15 protein-coding genes, 2 tRNA genes and 1 pseudogene are annotated in these 17,385 nt (G+C 64.7%); 12 read left to right on the top strand and 6 right to left on the bottom strand.

Going from position 1 to position 17,385, the window contains the following annotated elements:
• Window positions 1–10: 10 nt before the first annotated feature.
• Together ACX80X_RS10205 and ACX80X_RS10200 are read right to left on the bottom strand one after the other, a co-directional pair.
• Window positions 11–1,222 carry a glutathionylspermidine synthase family protein gene (locus ACX80X_RS10205; RefSeq protein WP_252613882.1) on the bottom strand — a complete coding sequence of 404 codons (1,212 nt, stop codon included), beginning with the start codon at window positions 1,220–1,222 and terminating at the stop codon, window positions 11–13.
• Window positions 1,223–1,224: 2 nt separating this feature from the next.
• Entirely contained in the window at window positions 1,225–1,815 is a 591-nt protein-coding gene (locus ACX80X_RS10200; RefSeq protein WP_252613884.1) for a Tat pathway signal protein, read from the bottom strand.
• 171 nt (window positions 1,816–1,986) lie between these two features.
• Here ACX80X_RS10200 and ACX80X_RS10195 point away from each other — a divergent pair, with 171 nt between their 5' ends.
• The 7 genes and pseudogenes from ACX80X_RS10195 (at window position 1,987) to ACX80X_RS10165 (ending at window position 8,048) form a co-directional block, all read left to right on the top strand.
• Complete coding sequence (locus ACX80X_RS10195; protein WP_252613886.1) at window positions 1,987–2,640, top strand: MOSC domain-containing protein; 654 nt, start codon at window positions 1,987–1,989, stop codon at window positions 2,638–2,640.
• A gap of 409 nt (window positions 2,641–3,049) precedes the next feature.
• The gene (locus tag ACX80X_RS10190) at window positions 3,050–5,332 is read left to right on the top strand and encodes a DEAD/DEAH box helicase (protein ID WP_252613887.1); all 2,283 of its coding nucleotides are present in this window, start codon (window positions 3,050–3,052) and stop codon (window positions 5,330–5,332) included.
• Window positions 5,333–5,567: 235 nt separating this feature from the next.
• A tRNA-Thr gene (locus tag ACX80X_RS10185) sits at window positions 5,568–5,639 on the top strand.
• Window positions 5,640–5,701: 62 nt separating this feature from the next.
• Window positions 5,702–5,775, top strand: a tRNA-Met gene (locus tag ACX80X_RS10180).
• A 138-nt stretch (window positions 5,776–5,913) separates the two neighbouring features.
• Window positions 5,914–6,689: pseudogene (yidC, locus tag ACX80X_RS10175) on the top strand (membrane protein insertase YidC); the annotation flags it as partial.
• A gap of 128 nt (window positions 6,690–6,817) precedes the next feature.
• Window positions 6,818–7,375 carry a dihydrofolate reductase family protein gene (locus ACX80X_RS10170; protein WP_252598463.1) on the top strand — a complete coding sequence of 186 codons (558 nt, stop codon included), beginning with the start codon at window positions 6,818–6,820 and terminating at the stop codon, window positions 7,373–7,375.
• 16 nt (window positions 7,376–7,391) lie between these two features.
• On the top strand, window positions 7,392–8,048 hold the full coding sequence (locus tag ACX80X_RS10165) for an SDR family oxidoreductase (RefSeq protein ID WP_252598462.1): 657 nt from the start codon (window positions 7,392–7,394) through the stop codon (window positions 8,046–8,048).
• 116 nt (window positions 8,049–8,164) lie between these two features.
• On the opposite strand, the gene ACX80X_RS10160 is transcribed toward ACX80X_RS10165, so the two are convergent.
• The gene (locus ACX80X_RS10160) at window positions 8,165–9,367 is read right to left on the bottom strand and encodes an ROK family transcriptional regulator (protein ID WP_252598461.1); all 1,203 of its coding nucleotides are present in this window, start codon (window positions 9,365–9,367) and stop codon (window positions 8,165–8,167) included.
• Between the two features lie 225 nt (window positions 9,368–9,592).
• On the opposite strand from ACX80X_RS10160, the gene ACX80X_RS10155 reads away from it, so the two are divergent.
• The 5 genes from ACX80X_RS10155 (at window position 9,593) to ACX80X_RS10135 (ending at window position 15,558) form a co-directional block, all read left to right on the top strand.
• Window positions 9,593–10,894, top strand: coding sequence for an ABC transporter substrate-binding protein (locus tag ACX80X_RS10155; RefSeq protein ID WP_252613889.1), 1,302 nt, complete (start codon window positions 9,593–9,595; stop codon window positions 10,892–10,894).
• Window positions 10,895–10,920: 26 nt separating this feature from the next.
• Window positions 10,921–11,856: a carbohydrate ABC transporter permease gene (locus ACX80X_RS10150; protein WP_305884346.1), complete on the top strand. Its 936-nt coding sequence runs from the start codon at window positions 10,921–10,923 to the stop codon at window positions 11,854–11,856.
• Window positions 11,856–12,740 (top strand): carbohydrate ABC transporter permease, encoded by an 885-nt coding sequence (locus ACX80X_RS10145; RefSeq protein ID WP_459311901.1) that lies wholly within the window; start codon window positions 11,856–11,858, stop codon window positions 12,738–12,740. Before ACX80X_RS10150 ends, ACX80X_RS10145 begins: the two co-directional genes overlap by 1 nt.
• Window positions 12,741–12,793: 53 nt before the next feature.
• Window positions 12,794–14,506 carry a glycoside hydrolase family 13 protein gene (locus tag ACX80X_RS10140; RefSeq protein WP_252613890.1) on the top strand — a complete coding sequence of 571 codons (1,713 nt, stop codon included), beginning with the start codon at window positions 12,794–12,796 and terminating at the stop codon, window positions 14,504–14,506.
• 83 nt (window positions 14,507–14,589) lie between these two features.
• The gene (locus tag ACX80X_RS10135) at window positions 14,590–15,558 is read left to right on the top strand and encodes an aldo/keto reductase (protein ID WP_459311899.1); all 969 of its coding nucleotides are present in this window, start codon (window positions 14,590–14,592) and stop codon (window positions 15,556–15,558) included.
• Window positions 15,559–15,785: 227 nt separating this feature from the next.
• Here the strand turns inward: ACX80X_RS10135 and ACX80X_RS10130 are convergent, their stop codons facing one another.
• The 3 genes from ACX80X_RS10130 to ACX80X_RS10120 all read right to left on the bottom strand — a co-directional run bounded on the left by ACX80X_RS10130 (window position 15,786) and on the right by ACX80X_RS10120 (window position 17,316).
• Complete coding sequence (locus ACX80X_RS10130; RefSeq protein WP_252598457.1) at window positions 15,786–16,097, bottom strand: thioredoxin family protein; 312 nt, start codon at window positions 16,095–16,097, stop codon at window positions 15,786–15,788.
• Window positions 16,098–16,192: 95 nt separating this feature from the next.
• On the bottom strand, window positions 16,193–16,993 hold the full coding sequence (locus ACX80X_RS10125) for a cation diffusion facilitator family transporter (protein WP_374209904.1): 801 nt from the start codon (window positions 16,991–16,993) through the stop codon (window positions 16,193–16,195).
• Entirely contained in the window at window positions 16,990–17,316 is a 327-nt protein-coding gene (locus ACX80X_RS10120) for an ArsR/SmtB family transcription factor (RefSeq protein WP_252613894.1), read from the bottom strand. The genes ACX80X_RS10125 and ACX80X_RS10120 overlap by 4 nt, the downstream gene beginning before the upstream one ends.
• Window positions 17,317–17,385 lie beyond the last annotated feature (69 nt).

The following is a 17,385-nucleotide window of genomic DNA, read 5'->3' as shown; positions in this document are numbered from 1 at the left end:
ATCAGGGTGCTCATAGTGCGATACCTGCTTTGCTGGAGTGGGCCTGCGCTGAAAGCGGCGCCGGGGCGTCGATGGTGTTGGGCACAAAACGGCAGAAGTAGTCGGTGATGGGGCCGTCCGATTCGCGGATCCCGCAGCCCACGGACTCGCCGTCCACCACCCAGAGGCCAAGGACGGGGTGGTTGCCGTCGAAGTCGGGCAGCGCATGGAACTGCTGGTAGCACCAGCCCTCACGGCCGTACCCGCCCGGCTGCTCCAGGCTGATGCCCGGCGCATGGATCTTGATGTTGTCGCCTTCGCGCCCATGCAGCGGCTTGGCCACCCATTCCTTCAGGGGCCCGGGCTCGTTGAGGTAGGCCGGCAGCAGGTTGGGGTGGTCCGGGTACAGGTGCCACAGAGCAGCCAGCAAGGCCTTGTTAGAGAGCAGCATTTTCCACGCAGGCTCCACCCAGCGGGGATTATGTGCGCGCTGCAGCAGCCGGTGCCCGAACGGCTCCTTCATCATCAGCTCCCAGGGATACAGCTTGAACATGGTGCTGATCATGAAGTTGTCCAGGTCCACAAAGCGGTTCAGGTTGGGATCCCAGCCGATATCGGACATGTTGATGCCGATAGTGGTCCAGCCCGCCTGGCTGGCCACGTCCCGCATGTACGCGGCCGTCATCCAGTCCTCGCCGGACTCCTCAGCCTCGGAATGGGCGATGTGGAGCGTGCTCATGCCGGTGCGGTACTGCATTTTCTTCCACTGCCGGATCAGGGCCTCGTGGATGCCGTTCCACTGGTCCTTTTCCGGGAACACGTCCTGCAGCCAGAACCATTGCGCGACGGCGGCCTCGATCAGGCCGGTGGGGGTGTCGGCGTTGTACTCCAGCATCTTGGCCGGTCCGCCCTGGCCGTCATAGATAAAGTCGAAGCGCCCGTAGACATCCATGTCCGCGGCCTGCAACGACTCAGCCGCGAGCTCCAGTGCCTGCGGGCCGATGCCGATGTTCCCCATGGCGCCCGTGGCGAGGAACTTGGCGGCCTCCAGGCACATCTTGTGCATGTCCTCGGCCGTGACCTCCAGCGTCTCCACCTCGTCCATGGTGAATTCGTAGTAGGCGGCTTCGTTCCAGTATTCAATCTTCCGGCCGTCGGGCATGGTGGTGGTGGAGAAGACCAGGCCCTGCTCTTCGATCTTCTGCTTCCAGCCGGGCCTGGGCTCCAACAACAACCGCTTCACGCCTAGCCCCCCGTGCTTCCGCCCTTGGAGCTGCTGCCAAAGCCGCCCCTGCTGACCGTTCCGCCCTTGGTGCTGTACCCGGTGGATGCCTTGGCGCCGCTGGGGATGGTGCTGGTGTAGCTCGGATACGAGGACCGGTTCTGGCCCACCCCGGGAACGCTGGCGCCGCGGGAGTAGAAGTACCACGCGAAGAGCGCACCGCTGCGTCCGGCGGAGCTGTTGCACTGCGTGTCCTCCACGCGCTCGCCGGTTTTGTCGTTGAAACAGACCTGGGCGTAGTCGGCCTCATCCTGGTTGCTGGCCACGACGGCGGTGATGGTGCCGGCGAGGAGGGCCGTGACTCCCAACCCCACCACAACGGTCCGCCGCTGGGAACGTTTCTTGCGCGCGGCCGCATCATGGGTCTGGCGCTCGCGGTCCCGGGCGAAGGGATCAACCGTGGGAAGGGGTTGGTTCAGGAGTTCGGGGCGCAGTTCCGGCTTGGGCACCTGCCACGGCGGCTTCGGCGCCCCCTGGTCCTTGCCTTGACCGGTGCCCTGGTCTTTGGCCGGGTCTTTGTCCGGACCGTTGCCTTGGTCCTTTTCCGGGTCCATGACGTCCCCCTTGGTAGTCCATGCTGAATGTGGGCGCAACTGTGCGCCGGAAGCTCAATCCTGAAATCAGCGTAGTCTCTGCCCGGTCCGGCTGCGAGCACGAAACGGGAGAGAACTGCCCATCTCCGGTTCCAACGGTGGCTGGAACGCCGGGAACCCTACACTGGAGCCATGGAAACTGCATCAGTGCTAGCCGTCTGCCGTGTCCACCAGCTCCTTCCCGATGAAGGCAGCGTGGGAGTTACCGCCATCGACAAGCGGCCGGTGGAAGGTCCCGTTAAGGTCCACAAACTCGGCCTCCACGGTGACGTCCAGGCGAGCCGGGTCCACCATGGTGGGGAGGACCAGGCCATCTACGCCTACTCCCAGGATGATGCCGACTACTGGGCGAAGGAGCTTCAGCGCGACGTCCCGCCCGGGATCTTCGGCGAGAACCTCCGCGTGTCCGGCATCGAGACCACCGGGGCAGTGATCGGCGAACGCTGGAAGATCGGGCTCGACGTCGAAGTTGAAGTCACTTCGCCGCGCGTCCCGTGCGCCGCCTTCCAGCGTCGGATGGGGGAGCCGCAATGGGTCAAGCGCTTCACGGAAGCGGGCCGGATTGGTACCTACCTGCGCGTGATCCGCACCGGCACCGTCCAGGCAGGCGACCACATCCACCGGCTTTTCGTGCCGACCCACGGCATCACCATCGGAAAGTGGTTCAGCGAACCTGACCTTGAGTCCATGGAAGCCTTGCGGGATGCCGACGCCGACGGTGAGATCCGCCTCCAGTCCGAGTACCACGACGCCTTTGAGGCGCTGCTGCGGCGGCTGGGACGGTAGCGTCACGGCCTTAGCCGCATGGAACTCGACGGCCATGTGCGCAAGCTCACCGCCGTCGTCGTACGTTCAATTAGCCGCAAAGCGCATCTGTACCTTACACTTGAAACATCCCCCACTCCGGAAATCCCTTATTCCTGCCCAATTTTTGAGGCAGGACTGGCAAGTGTTGGGGCCCGCTATTGTGATGCGGGCATTTTCATAGGGAGAGCCGGCTAAAGAAAACGCTGTACAGACTGCTGGGATAGCAGCCAAGAGATGCAGCGGGAAGTCCTGCCACGGGATTGCGAAAGCGCCGGACTTCTAAGTGACCGGCCGGTCAATGTATGCCCGGCCGCCACGGCACATGTACTGCGGCTCCGCTCACCTCGGGTTGTGCCGCCTGGCCCCCTATGGATGAGGAAATTTCCCTATGCCTGAAAATCAGACCAACGACGAGACAGCTATCACCGCCGAAGCAGTAACTGCCGAAACCGTCGCTGTCGAGTTCACCGAGGCCGTTGCCCCCGCAGCAGAGCCCGCCGCCACCGAAGCTGAAGCGCCCGTTGCTCGCGCTGAAGAAGCCCCTGCCAAGGTCGAAGAAGCGCCTGCCGCTCAGACCGAGGCGCCTGCTGCCAAGTTTGAAGAAGCTCCCGTAGCTAAGGCTGAGGAAGCTAAGACCGAAGAAGCACCCGCCAAGGCTGAGGAAACCGAAGACGAGGGCGTCAAGTTCGCCGATCTCGGCATCGACGGCCGCGTCCTCGCCGCCCTGATGGACGTCGGCTACGAAAAGCCTTCCCCCATCCAGGCAGCAACCATCCCGCTGCTGCTTGAAGGCCGCGACGTCGTGGGCCTCGCCCAGACCGGCACCGGTAAGACTGCAGCATTCGCAGTACCGGCATTGTCCCGCCTGGCCGAGCTCCACGACCTCAACGGCCCGTCCCGCAAGACCCAGGCCCTGGTTCTGGCCCCGACCCGCGAGCTGGCGCTCCAGGTTGCCGAGGCCTTCACCTCGTACGCCAAGCACATCGATGACTTCACCGTCCTCCCCGTCTACGGCGGCTCCGCCTACGGCCCCCAGCTCGCTGGCCTGCGCCGCGGTGCCCAGGTTGTTGTTGGTACTCCCGGCCGTGTGATCGACCACATCTCCAAGGGTTCCCTGGACCTGTCCGAGCTCCAGTACCTGGTGCTGGACGAGGCCGACGAAATGCTGCGCATGGGCTTCGCCGAAGACGTGGAGCAGATCTTCCAGCAGACCCCGTCGGACCGCCAGGTGGCACTGTTCTCGGCCACCATGCCGAGCCAGATCCGCCGCATGTCCAAGCAATACCTGAACAACCCGGCCGAGATTTCGGTCAAGTCCAAGACCACCACCGGCGCCAACACCCGCCAGCGGTACCTGCAGGTTATGGGCCCGCACAAGCTTGACGCCCTGACCCGCATCCTCGAGGTTGAAGAGTTCGACGGCGTCATCGCCTTCGTGCGCACCAAGATGGCCACAGAGGACCTGGCTGACAAGCTGAAGGCCCGCGGCTTCCAGGCTGCAGCCATCAACGGCGACATCCCGCAGCAGCAGCGCGAACGCACTGTCGAGGCGCTGAAGGAAGGCCGCATCGATATCCTGGTGGCCACAGACGTTGCGGCCCGTGGCCTTGACGTTGAGCGCATCAGCCACGTGGTCAACTACGACATCCCGCACGACACCGAGTCCTACGTCCACCGCATCGGCCGCACCGGCCGTGCAGGCCGTTCCGGCGACGCCATCCTGTTCATGACGCCGCGCGAGAAGTACCTGCTGCGTTCCATCGAGAAGGCAACCCGTCAGCCGGTGGAGCAGATGCACCTGCCCACGGCCGAGACCGTCAACACGCTGCGCCTGGGCAAGTTCGCCGAGCGCATCACGGAGACCCTCGAGTCCGAGGACGTTGCCGCGTTCCGCGACCTCATCTCCTCCTACGAGGAAGAGCACAACGTGCCGGCCTCGGAGATCGCTGCTGCGCTGGCCGTGATGGCCCAGGGCGGTCAGCCTCTGCTCGTCAAGGAACTGGCCGCAGCTCCCGATTTCCAGAAGCGCGAGCGCTCCAAGGACGGCTTCGGCTCACGTGGCCCCACCCGTACCCTCACTGAGGGCAATGCCACCTACCGGATCGCCGTCGGACGCCGCCAGCGCGTCATGCCGGGTTCCATCGTTGGCGCCATTGCCAACGAAGGCGGCATCTCCTCGGCCAACATCGGCGGCATCGACATCCGTGCGGACCACTCCCTCGTGGAGCTCCCGGCGGACCTTAGCGCCGACCAGCTGAAGGCACTGTCCCGCACCCGGATCGGCGGCGAGCTGATCCACCTCGAGCTGGACAACGGCCGCAAGCCCTCCGGTGACGGCGAGCGTGGCGGCTACCAGGGTAGCCGTGGCGGCGAGCGTGGCGGCTACCAGGGCAACCGTGGCGGCGGCGACCGCGGCGGTTACTCCGGCGGTGGCGCCGGTGGCGGGGACCGTGGCGGTTACTCCGGCGGTGGCGCCGGTGGCGGGGACCGTGGCGGCAACTTCAAGGGCAACGGCGGGTTCAAGAAGGAATTCCGCAAGACCGACGGCGAGCGTAGCTCCGCTGACCGCGGCGGCCGCTCCTTCAGCGACCGCAACGAGCGCAGCGTGGGCACCGACGCGGCACGCAAGCCGCGCACCGAAGGCGGCTTCAAGCCCCGCAACAAGTGGTAACCACTGCTTCCTAAAGTGAACTGGGAACGGGCCGGCTTCTTGCCGGCCCGTTCTGCTTTAAGGTTGCTGCTTAAGTTGGCTTGGTCACATCCCCGCCGGGATCCCTCCCCGGGCCGATTTATGGGCCGTCCGGAGGGCGCCGAAAGCCCGGATTTCCGGCACTTTTGGCGCCGCGGGCGTCGTTCTGGAGCCGATTTGTTGGTGGCCAAATCTTCCGGTAGAGTATTTACTCGTTGCCCCCCTAGCTCAGTGGTAGAGCGCGTTCTTGGTAAGAACGAGGTCACCGGATCGATTCCGGTGGGGGGCTCTGGATGAGGGCCTGTGTCAAGGCGGTTTTTGACCGGCTTGGTGCAGGTTTTTCTCATTCGTGGCGGTGTAGCTCAGTTGGTTAGAGCGCACGACTCATAATCGTGAGGTCGGGAGATCGAGCCTCCCCACCGCTACAGGCTAAGCCCCCGGAATCCCCGAGATTCCGGGGGTTTTTCTGTTTCCCCGCACGACGGTGTGTTTGCGGCGGTGCGAAGCCGTGACAAGAGCTCCTTTTCGCCGTAGCTTTGCTGCACGTGGCGATGGGGATATCAGTGGACTTCTTCGGAGCAATCATGGGTCCGTTCAACTGGATTGTGTCCGCCATCATGGTCGGAATCCATGACGTCCTGAGCACCATGCGCATGCCTGCGGCAAGCGGCTGGACGTGGACTGTGTCCATAATCGGCCTCGTGCTGATCATCCGTGCCGCCCTGATTCCGGTGTTCCTGCGGCAGGTCAGCGCCCAGCGCCGGATGCGGCTCCTGCAGCCGGACCTGAAGAGGCTGCAGGAAAAGTACAAGGGCAAGAGCGATCAGCTGTCTCGGCAGGCCATGGCGCAGGAACAGATGGCCCTCTACAAGGAACACGGGACCAACCCTCTGTCCGCCTGCCTGCCGATGCTCATCCAGGTGCCGTTCTTCTTCGCGCTCTTCCAGGTACTCTCCGGCATTCCAGCCGCAGCCAGGGAAGCCCACGGCATCGGAGCGATGACCCACGAACAGGCTGTGCAGTTCGACGAATCAAGTATTTTCGGCGCCCCGCTGTCAGCGTCCGTGCTGCAGGCAGTGGTGGCGACCCCGCGGCGGTCGCAGTACTGACCAGCCTGATGATCCTGGCCATGACGGCCGCGCAGTTCATCACGCAACGACGCATCGTGGCCCGGACCGTGCCTGACGAAGCCGCAGATAATCCCCTCGCGCGCCAGCAGAAGGTGATCATGTACATTCTGCCGGTCGTCTTCGGTGTGGGCGGCGTCCTCTTCCCGATCGGCGTCCTGATCTACTGGACCACCACCAACCTCTGGACCATGGCGCAACAGTTCACCATCAAATGAGGGGTGAGGTTTCGACGCTAACGGCCGCCCGAAGCGCTGAAACCTCACCCCTCACCGCAGGGCAGGCACCCCGCGGCCGCTACAGCCTACCCATCCGCTGCCGACGGCGGCACAATGGGCGGATGGGCCGGCTCATCTACTCAGGCATCGTGTCCCTGGACGGCTACGTCGCGGACCGCAACGGCAACTTCAGCTGGAGCGAGCCGGACGAGGAAGTCCATACGTTCGTCAATGATCTCGAACGCGATGTGGGCACCTACCTTTTCGGCCGCCGCATGTACCAGGTCATGTCTGCGTGGGAAACCTTCGATACCCCCGATCAGCCGGACTACATCCGGGACTTCGCGCGGATCTGGCAAGGGGCAGACAAGGTTGTCTACTCCGCCACTCTCACCGCCGCATCCACGGCTAAGACCAGGATCGAGCGGACCTTTGTTCCCGACGCCGTCCGGGGCCTCAAGAACGCCACGGACGCGCACATCAGCATCAGCGGCCCCACCTTGGCCGCTGCGGCGCTCAACGCCGGGCTGGTGGACGAATGCCGCGTGTTCCTCAATCCGGTAGCCGTGGGAGGAGGCCTGCGCTTCCTGCCGGACGGGCTGGGCCTGCGGCTGGAACTCCTCGAAGAGCACACCTTTGGAAACGGCGTGGTCTACCTCCGCTACCGCACACGGGCATAAGGGGCAGAATGGGGGCATGACCAGCATCGTTATCATCGGCGGCCACGGCAAAGTGGCCCTCCACCTGTCCACGCTTCTTACAACCGAAGGTCACAGCGTCACATCCATCATCCGCAACCCGGACCATGCGGCGGATGTCGCGGCTACCGGCGCTACGCCGTCGGTCCTGGACGTTGAGAATTCGACGACGGCGGCAATCGCCGACGCCCTCAGGGGCCATGACGCCGTGGTCTGGTCTGCCGGGGCCGGGGGAGGAAGCCCGGAACGCACGTATGCGGTGGACCGGGACGCGGCCATCCGGTCGATGGACGCGGCGGCGGAGGCCGGCGTCGGGCGTTATGTGATGGTGTCCTACCTGGGCGCGGGGCCGGACCACGGCGTCCCGGCGGAGAACAGCTTCTTTGCCTACGCGGACGCCAAGGCGGCGGCGGATGAGTACCTGCGCGGCACCGCACTGGCCTGGACCATCCTGGGTCCGGGGACGCTGACGGACCAGCCGGGGACAGGGCTCATCGAAGTGGACCCCGGAACGGACGACAGCCGGGCAACCTCCCGCAGCAACACGGCCAGTGTGGCCGCCGCGGTGCTTGACCTGCCCGAAACGGCGGGGAGGACCATCGAATTCCGTGACGGCACACTCCCGATTGCCGCCGCCCTGGAGCCGCAGCCGTAGCCGAGAGGGACCGGCCGCGACGCTGGAATAACACAGCGCGAAGGGACAGTTGAGGCCCTGGAACCGATGCGGGTCCGGGGCCTCAAGTGTCCCTTCGCGCCGTTGGAGCACGCAGCTTAGTCCGGAACCGCGAGCTCCAGGTCCAGGGTGTTCTTTTCCACGTAGTCGAGGGCGCATCGTACGGCGCCGACGGTCACGATTGAATCTCCCAAGGGCGAGACCGCCACCCGCGGGGGAGTGACGGTGTACTTGGTCAGGTGCCTGGCGATCGGCCCAAGCAGCACGCCGGCAGACTTGGCCACGGCGCCGCCGATGACCACCAGTTCCGGGTTGATGATGGTGGACACAGCCCCGATGATCCTGGCCATCCTGTCGGCGAGCCGTTCGAGGATCGCCCGCGCCACGGCATCTCCGTCGGCGGCAGCCGCGAAGACCTGCTCCGCCTCGACTCCTTCGGCGGCAAACTCCCGGAGGGATGTTTTGACCTTGCCGGCAAGGGCGTCAGCCGCCCACGTCCTTGCCAATGCGGCGATGCCGTAGGTATCTCCCACACCCTCCACCATGTCGAGGAAGGCGAGCTCGCCGGCGCCTCCGCCCCGGCCGTGCAGCAGCCGTCCGCCGTCGATCACTCCCGAGCCGAAGCGCTCACTCGCGAGGATGACCACGACGTCGTCCACGCCGGCAGCGGCGCCGCGCCAGCGGTCGCCCAGGGCGGCCAGGTTCGCATCGTTTTCCAGCAGTACGGTCCAGCCCCGCCGGTCCCGCAGCGCAGCCTTCAGGCCGACGTCGAACAGTCCCCAGAAGTGCTGCGTCACCAGCACCTCGCCGTTACGGTCCACTGGCGCCGCAATGCCGGCGCAGACGGCCAGGACGGAATCCGGCGAAGCGCCCACGCTGTGCAGTGCCATCATGGCGGTGCGGTCAATGACGGCGATGCGTTCCTCGGCCGGGATGTCTGCTTCCGCGAAGGGTTGGCTGGACCTGCCGAGGGCCTTTCCGCGAAGGTCGGACACCACCACGGTGGCCTTGGAGACACCCACGTCCATGCCCAGGACGTAGCCGGCGCGTTCGTTGAGCTCGAACCGCCGCGCCGGCCTGCCCTTCTGGTAGCCACCGAATGCCCGCTGGTTCTCCAGCTCGCGTATCCAGCCCCGCTGCATGAGGTCCTCGCATACCGCAATGGCCGTGGCCCGCGTGAGTCCGGTGGCCTCCAAGACCTCGGTGACAGTCACCGCTTCTGAGGCGCGCATGAAGTCAAGGACGGCTCCGGCACTCACTCGACGTAGTAATTGGGGCGTTGCCACGGATATTTCAGTCATGGGCGTTGACCTCTCTGTGCTCTGCACCACATAATACTTGAGGAACTAAATTTAGATTCCAAATAAATACTCTCCAGGCTATGTGGGCCGGACGGCCGCCGACCACTGGCATCCCAGCCCTTCACCCAGCCTTTGCAAAGGAGCAACCATGAACCGCATCCCGAAGCATTGCCCACCCCCGCCCAAGCCGCGGCCCCGTCACTCCCGTACGTCAGGCTCCGCCCTGTGAAAGCCGCTGTTCCGGCAACGCTGCCCAGCAGGCGCTCCCTCTTCCGGGTAGCCGGTCTGGCCGGGGCGGCAGCCCTCATTCCGCTCTCCGGCTGTGCCGGCCACGCAGGCCAGCAGAACGGTGTCACCACACTCCGCTTCATGCAGAACAAGCCGGAGGTGGTGAACTACTTCGACCAGGTCATCAAGGACTTCGAGGCGCTCAATCCTGATATCCGGGTGATCCAGGACTTCAACGAGGGCAACTTCGTCCCCGGCCTGGTCCGGAACGATCCGCCGGACGTAGTGACCCGAGGCTTCGCGAAGGCAACTGCCGACTTCGTGAAGAAGGGCATCTTCGCCGACCTCAGCGACCTCCCCGCAGCGTCGACCATTGATCCTGAGATGCAGGAGCTCATCAGCTCTTGGGGCCAGTACAACGGCAACGAGGTCAGCGCCCTGCCGTTCTCCTTGGCTGCGGCCGGCGTCATCTACAACCGGGACATCTTCGACGCCAATGGCGTAGCCGTCCCCACCACCTGGGACGAATTCGTGGCAGCCTGTGAAACCTTCAAGGCGGCCGGTATCACGCCGATTTACGGAACGTTCAAAGACTCCTGGACCCTGGCACAGGGCATGTTCGACTACGTCTCCGGCGGTTCGCTGGACACGGCGGAATTTTTCACCAGGATCAATGGCAAGGGTGCCGATATTAGCGCGGGAGCCGCCGAATCCTTCACCACCAACTTCGGGCCCGCGCTGCGCCAGATGCTCCAGCTCGTTTCCTATTCCCAGAATGGCGCCAGCGGCAAGAATTACGCGGACGGAAATGCTGCCTTCGCCAAAGGACAGGCCGCCATGTACCTCCAAGGACCCTGGGCCCTGTCGCAGCTGGTTTCCGCCAACAAGGACATCAGGGTGGGTACATTCCCCCTGCCCGTAACGAACAACCCGGAGGAAACCAAGGCACGGGTGAACGTGGACATGGCACTGTCCATCACCAGGAACACCCCCAACATGGCTGCGGCCCGGCGTTTCGTCGCTTACTTGCTGGAACCGTCAGTGGTGAACACGTACAACGAAAAGAACGCCGCCTTCTCGCCGCTCAAGGACGCCCCGCCGGTGACCAACCCGCAGATCAGCGGACTGGACGAATCGGTCAGAAAAGCCCGCTACTACCAGGGCGCCGGCACCTACTTCCCGCCGTCGGTGCCGCTGCACAACTACATCCAGTCTTTTGTCTACAGCAAAAACGGCGACCAGTTCCTCGCCGCGCTCGACGACGAATGGCGCCGAGTCGCCGAACGGACGGCGGTCTGATGCCCACCACGATTCCAGGAGTCCCCATGACAACGACGTCCACCGTGGCGAAGGCCGGCCCCAGCCCGGAGGGCCCGGCCGAGACCAACGTGCGACGGTCCCCACGACGGATCGACCCCACGTACTACTGGATGGTGGTGCCGGTCCTCGCACTCTTCGCCTTCTTCATCACCCTGCCAGCGCTGGTTGGTGTGTTCTTCAGCCTTACCAACTACGCAGGCTACGGTGACTGGAAGTTCATCGGCCTGTCCAACTACGTCAACATCTTCAGGGACCCGGCAATCCTGCAGTCCTACATCTTCACGTTCGTCTTTGCCCTGACCACCACCGTGGTGGTCAATATCGTGGCCCTGGCGATCGCCCTTGGACTGAATGCGAAAATCAAGTGGCGAACCGGCATCCGGACCGTGTTCTTCATCCCCATGGTGCTCTCAGCCCTGGTGGTGTCGTTTGTCTTCAACTACCTGTTCTCCAACACCCTGCCGGTGCTCGCTGAACGGTTCGGCTTAACGCCGCTTGCCACCAGCATCCTGGCCAACGAAAACCTCGCCTGGCTGGCCATTGTGCTGGTCACCGTGTGGCAGGCCGCGCCCGGAGCCACCATCATCTACCTCGCCGGGCTCCAGAGCGTGCCAGCGGAGGTCTACGAAGCCGCGGACGTGGACGGTGCCGGCAGTTTCCGGCAGTTCCTTAGCCTTACGCTGCCACTCATCCTCGGTTATCTCGTCATCAACGTGATCCTCGGGTTCAAGGGATTCCTGGGGACCTACGAGATCATCGTGGGCCTCACCGGCGGCGGACCTGGCATGGCGACGCAGTCAGTGGCCATGCGCATCTTCTCCGGCTTCACGGGTGGCGACTATTCCTACCAGATGGCCAATGCGGTCATCTACTTCCTGATCACTTTGCTGATCTCCGTCATCCAGCTGCGCCTCATCCAGCGCCGGGGGGTATCTCTCTAATGACCGCATCACAACTTCCACAGCGCAGCGCCCGCGTCCTCACAAAACGAGTCTCCGGCCGCGAAGGCTTCAAGATCAACTGGTGGCTCACCGCCCTGATGCTGGTGGCCTCGCTGACTGTCCTGCTGCCGCTGTACTTCACCGTGGCCATGGCGCTGAAAACACCGGACCAGATCGGCACCGGGACCGGGCTTGCCTGGCCGAACCCGCTGAACTGGGAGAACTTCGCAGCCGCCTACGTGGCCACGAACTTCCCCCGGGCCTTTATGTCCACGGCATTCGTCACCGTCTTCAGCGTCCTGGGCTCACTGGCCTGCAGCTCGCTGGTTGCCTACGCCATCGCGCGGAACTGGAACCACCGATTCTTCCGCGGCGCCTTTGTGTACCTTCTGTCCGCGATGTTCATTCCGTTCCCGGTGATCATCCTTCCGCTGATCAAGCAGACGGCATTGCTCGGCCTGGACAACCCGGCCGGCGTCGTCTTCCTGCACGTGCTGGGCGGAATCTCGTTCAACGCGCTGCTGTACATCGCGTTCGTCCGCTCCATCCCGGTGGAGCTGGAGGAATCGGCCCGGATGGACGGCGCCACCACCTGGCAGGTGTTCCGCAAGATCATCTTCCCGCTGCTGGCTCCCATGAACGCCACAGTAGGCATCTTCGCCTTCCTGGGTTCGTGGAACGACTTCCTGCTGCCGCAGATGATGATCGCCGACCCGGCCCTGCAGACCCTCCCCGTGGTCCAAATGCTGTTCCAGGGCGAGTTCAACACCAACTACAGCCTCGCGTTCGCGTCCTACCTGACGGCCATGGCACCCACACTGGTGGTTTACATCCTGGCCCAACGTTGGGTACTGTCCGGAGTCATGCGCGGGGCCGTTAAATAGCCAGACTTATCCACCCAGCAAGAACAACCCCAACAAGAGAAAAGGATCATCCTTTGTCCACCACTGCCACGCTGGCAACCCTGTCCGATTCCGACCGTCTGGCCGATCCCAACTGGTGGCGCCAGGCCGCGGTCTACCAGATCTATCCGCGCAGCTTCGCCGATTCAAACGGTGACGGCATGGGTGACATCAAGGGTATCACGGCCAAGGTCCCGTACCTGAAGGTACTGGGGATCGACGCCGTTTGGCTCAGCCCGTTCTACCCGTCGGCCCTGGCCGACGGCGGCTACGATGTGGACGACTACCGCGACGTGGACCCCAAGTTGGGCACGCTGGCGGACTTCGACGAGATGGCCAAAGCGCTGCACGCCGCCGGCATCAAGCTGATCGCCGACATCGTCCCCAACCACTCCTCGAACCGGCACGAATGGTTCCAGGAGGCGCTCGCCGCGCCGAAGGGTTCCGCCGCCCGTGAGCGATACATCTTCCGTGACGGCAAAGGACCCAACGGGGAATTCCCGCCGTCGGACTGGGACTCCGTCTTCGGCGGACCGGCTTGGGAACGCATCACCGAGCCGGACGGCACCCCCGGCCAGTGGTACATGCACATCTTTGCCAAGGAGCAGCCGGACCTGAACTGGTCCAGCCGGGAGGTCCGCGATGACTTCCTCAAGACCCTGCGCTTCTGGTCCGACCGCGGCGTCGACGGCTTCCGCGTGGACGTGGCACATGCCCTCACCAAGGATCTCACCGAGCCGCTGCTCTCCAAGCTGGAGCTGACCGAGGCCAACTCGGGGACGGACGGGTTCGACGACGGTTCGCACCCCTTCTGGGACCGGGACGACGTCCACGACATCTACCTCGAATGGCGCGAAGTCTTCAACGAATACAACCCGCCCCGCACCGCCGTCGCCGAAGCGTGGGTGCACGCTACCCGCCGTGCCCGCTACGCCAGCCCGGAGGGCCTGGGCCAGGCCTTCAACTTCGACCTGCTGCAGGCCGACTTCGATGCCGAGGATTTCCGCAAAATCATCACCCGCAACCTCGCCGAAGCCGCCGCGACCGGCGCGTCCTCCACCTGGGTTTTCTCCAACCACGACGTCGTCCGGCATGCCACGCGCTATGGCCTGCCCAAGGCGTCCAAGGGCAAGAAGCACGCCAAGGGCCAGGACGGGAAGGGCTGGCTGCTGGCCGGCGGCCCCAAGGAGGAACTCGACGTGGACCTTGGCGAGCGACGTGCCCGCGCCGCCACCCTGCTGATGCTCGCTGTGCCCGGCTCGGCCTACCTGTACCAGGGCGAGGAACTGGGCCTGCAGGAAGTGGCGGAGATTCCGGACTCCGAGCGCCAGGATCCCGCGTTCTTCCGGAACAGGGGCGTTGAGGTGGGCCGTGACGGCTGCCGGGTGCCACTGCCCTGGAAGGTTGAAGGGACCTCCTTCGGCTTTGGCGACGGCGGTGCGCACCTGCCGCAGCCGGACTGGTTCAGCAAGTATGCGGTGGAGGCGCAGGACGGCACCGAAAACTCCACCCTGGAGCTGTACCGCACGGCCCTGAAGCTGCGCCGCGAACTGCAGGCCGGCGAGGAGCTGGAGTGGGTGGAGACCGGCAACCCGGAGGTCCTGCACTTCCGCCGCCCCGGTAGCTGGCAGTCCGTTACCAACTTCGGGGACACCGCCGTCGACCTGCCGGCAGGGACCGTCCTGGTCAGCAGCGCACCGCTGGTGGACGGCAAACTGGGCGCCAACAGCACCGTCTGGCTGCGCTGACATAACCCAAGATCGACAGGTGGCGGGACCCGGCCGGGTCCCGCCACCTGTGCGTCGGCCACGGCTCATGAAAGAGTGAAGCAATGACCCAACACACCGTTCCATCCCCCGCGCAGGAACTCATATACGGCTGCATGGGCCTGGGCGGCAGCTGGACCGACGAACCGCATCAGGTGCAGCATGTGGACGAGGCCGCCGCCGCCGTCGAGGCCGCGCTGGACGCCGGCATTACGCTGTTCGATCACGCGGACATCTACCGCGGCGGCAAGTCCGAGTCGGTGTTCGGCGAGGTCCTCGCGGCAACGCCCGGCCTGCGTGACCGGATCCGGCTGCAGACCAAGTGCGGCATCCGGCTCCGCGAACGCGGGCTGGCCACACACTATGACCTCAGCCGGGAATCCATCCTGGAACGCGTGGACGGCAGCCTGAAGAGGCTGCAGACGGACTACGTGGACGTCCTCCTGCTGCACCGCCCGGATCCCCTGACGGACCTGGCGGAGGTGGCGGCCGCCGTCGGGCAACTCCTGGCCGACGGCAAGGTTCGGGCGCTTGGGGTGTCCAACATGTCCGGCGCGCAGATCAAGGCGTTGCAGGAGCGGCTGGAGGTGCCCGTGGTGGCCAACCAGCTGGAGATGAGCCTGCTGAAGCGGGCCTGGCTGGAAAGCCAGGTCCTGGTGAACCATCCGGAGTCGCTGGACTACAGCTTCCCGCACGGGACCCTGGAGTACTGCAGCGAAAACGGCGTTACCGTGCAGGCTTACGGTGCGCTGGCGCAGGGGTTGTACACGGGGGCAGCTCCGGAAAACCCGACGGCGGCGGAGACTGCCGCGGCCGCGATGGTTGCGGAGCTTGCGAGTCAGTACGGCACCACGGGGGAGGCCGTCCTCCTGGGGTGGCTGATGAAGCATCCGGCCGGCATTGCGCCCGTGATCGGGACCGTGAATCCGGCGAGAATCGCCGCCTGCGCGGACGCCGCCCGCGTGGCGGAGGCCATGACCCGGGCCGACTGGTACGGACTGTGGATTGCGGCGCGGGGCGGCACCCTCCCCTGAGATGAAGTCCTAGGAGCGGGCCTTTCCAGGGAGCGCCGGACAGCGACACCGTCGGCGCCTCTCGCTTCGACGTGGGACGATGTCAAGTATGTGGCTTGGCCTTAGGGCGAGGGCGCAAGGCGACCCGGAGCCCGCATCTCCGGCAAATGTAGGCGGGTTCGGCACCGAGGGCATGGAGCTTCTCGCGCTTCATTGTCCGGCCACAGCAGGAACACTGATGGTAAGTGTCAGAGGCCATGGTTCGTCAGAGCTTCCGTCATCTGATCGACGGTTGGAACGCCGGCAAGACCATCTGGCGTGGGGTAGATCCGGCATGCGAGGTCGCTGGCCGGCGCCCTGTCGGGGAAGATGTCGGCCCCGTCTGCCGTGATCGTCGGCGAACCGGCAAAAGCCGTCCCGAGCGTATCTGCCGGAGTCTTGATGTGCCGCAAACGGACGCGGATGTCTTGGCGCCCCAAAGCGACCAAGGCGGCTTCCACCTGCTTGAGTGCAGGGGCCATGTTCGGGCAGTCATCGATGTGGAGGAGTTCTATTCTCACGTTGTCGTTCTCCGGTTCGCCTATCGCGGTAGTGCTGATCAGGGTTTGTGTCGTCTGTGGCCGATCCTATTCCGGTCGCTGCAGGCGGGCAGGCTCTAGGCATGGCCCTGCCCAGCGGGTTCGGAGCGGCTGGTAGGCGGTTCAGAACTGGTTCCGCAGCCCTCACAGCAGCCGGAAGTATCACTTTGCACAACAACCGCGTTCAGAGGTGCCGGTTCGCCCAAATCGGCCGGACCGGTGACTTTCTTGCTGCGGGTGCCCGGCTCGGGGACGGCGCAGCAGACGTCCCCTTTCCAGGCGTTGAGGCCTTCGCGAGTGGCGATCCCGGCGATGACCAGCGCCGCGCCGGCGTCTGCCCACCACCATCCCAGTGTGCTGTTGAGAACCAGGCCCACCAAAAGAACTGCGGATAGATATGTGCACAGCAGGGTCTGTTTCGAATCTGCGACCGCCGTGCGGGAGCCAAGTTCACGGCCCGCGCGGCGTTGAAGCCAGGACAGGACAGGCATGATGGCCAGACTCAGGGCAGCGATCACGATGCCCGGAGTGGAATGCTGTGCCTGGCCGCCTCCGGATAGGGCCCTGACCGAGTCCACGGAGACGAACAATGCAAGGGCAAAGAAGGACATCGCGATGATCCGAAGGGTGATGTGCTCGCGCCGTTCGGGGTCCGTCGCGGAAAACTGCCAGGACAGCGCGACCGCGGAAGCGACCTCGATCACCGAATCAAGTCCGAAGCCCACGAGGGCCGAGGAGTCGGCCAGGTTGCCCGCCCATAGCGCGACGACGGCCTCAACGACGTTGTAGGTGATCGTCGCGGCCGCGAACAGGCGGATGCGGCGGCTCAGGACAACGCGGCGGCTGACCGTAGGCGCACTTTGAATTGTGGTGGTCACACCAAGCACGTCCCGTCTGGGGCACAGCAGGCAGGATCCACGGCCAGCACGACACCCAGCAGATCTCTTATCGCGTGGCCCAACCGGGCGTCGGCGAGCTCGTACCGGGTCCGCCGGCCGTCCGGGACAGCCACCACCAGGCCGCAGCCCCGCAGGCATGTCAGGTGATTGGACATGCTCTGCCGTGAGACACCCAACGAATCGGCCAGGTCCGACGGGTATCCGGGCGCATCCTCCAATGCCAGCAGAATCCGGGCCCGGGTAGGGTCGGAGACCGCGTAGCCGAACCGGGCCAGCACTGGGGCGTGTACGAGGGTTTCCATATAGCCAAAGTACATCCAAGTGTGTATTCACGCAATCGTGTACTCAAAGCGGAGATTCAGGCCATCATG

This window comes from Pseudarthrobacter sp. MDT3-1, from assembly GCF_054510755.1.
Note: the sequence above shows the minus strand (reverse complement) of the source record. Positions and strands in the feature narration are given on the sequence as shown.

What these genes read in the sequence shown, in the direction of transcription:
- ACX80X_RS10190 (WP_252613887.1), top strand. Translation starts at nt 3,050, where the DNA reads ATGCCTGAAAATCAGACCAACGACGAGACAGCTATCACCGCCGAAGCA.
- ACX80X_RS10200 (WP_252613884.1), bottom strand. Translation starts at nt 1,815, where the DNA reads ATGGACCCGGAAAAGGACCAAGGCAACGGTCCGGACAAAGACCCGGCC.
- ACX80X_RS10135 (WP_459311899.1), top strand. Translation starts at nt 14,590, where the DNA reads ATGACCCAACACACCGTTCCATCCCCCGCGCAGGAACTCATATACGGC.
- ACX80X_RS10120 (WP_252613894.1), bottom strand. Translation starts at nt 17,316, where the DNA reads ATGGAAACCCTCGTACACGCCCCAGTGCTGGCCCGGTTCGGCTACGCG.
- ACX80X_RS10145 (WP_459311901.1), top strand. Translation starts at nt 11,856, where the DNA reads ATGACCGCATCACAACTTCCACAGCGCAGCGCCCGCGTCCTCACAAAA.
- ACX80X_RS10170 (WP_252598463.1), top strand. Translation starts at nt 6,818, where the DNA reads ATGGGCCGGCTCATCTACTCAGGCATCGTGTCCCTGGACGGCTACGTC.
- ACX80X_RS10165 (WP_252598462.1), top strand. Translation starts at nt 7,392, where the DNA reads ATGACCAGCATCGTTATCATCGGCGGCCACGGCAAAGTGGCCCTCCAC.
- ACX80X_RS10150 (WP_305884346.1), top strand. Translation starts at nt 10,921, where the DNA reads ATGACAACGACGTCCACCGTGGCGAAGGCCGGCCCCAGCCCGGAGGGC.
- ACX80X_RS10160 (WP_252598461.1), bottom strand. Translation starts at nt 9,367, where the DNA reads ATGACTGAAATATCCGTGGCAACGCCCCAATTACTACGTCGAGTGAGT.
- ACX80X_RS10195 (WP_252613886.1), top strand. Translation starts at nt 1,987, where the DNA reads ATGGAAACTGCATCAGTGCTAGCCGTCTGCCGTGTCCACCAGCTCCTT.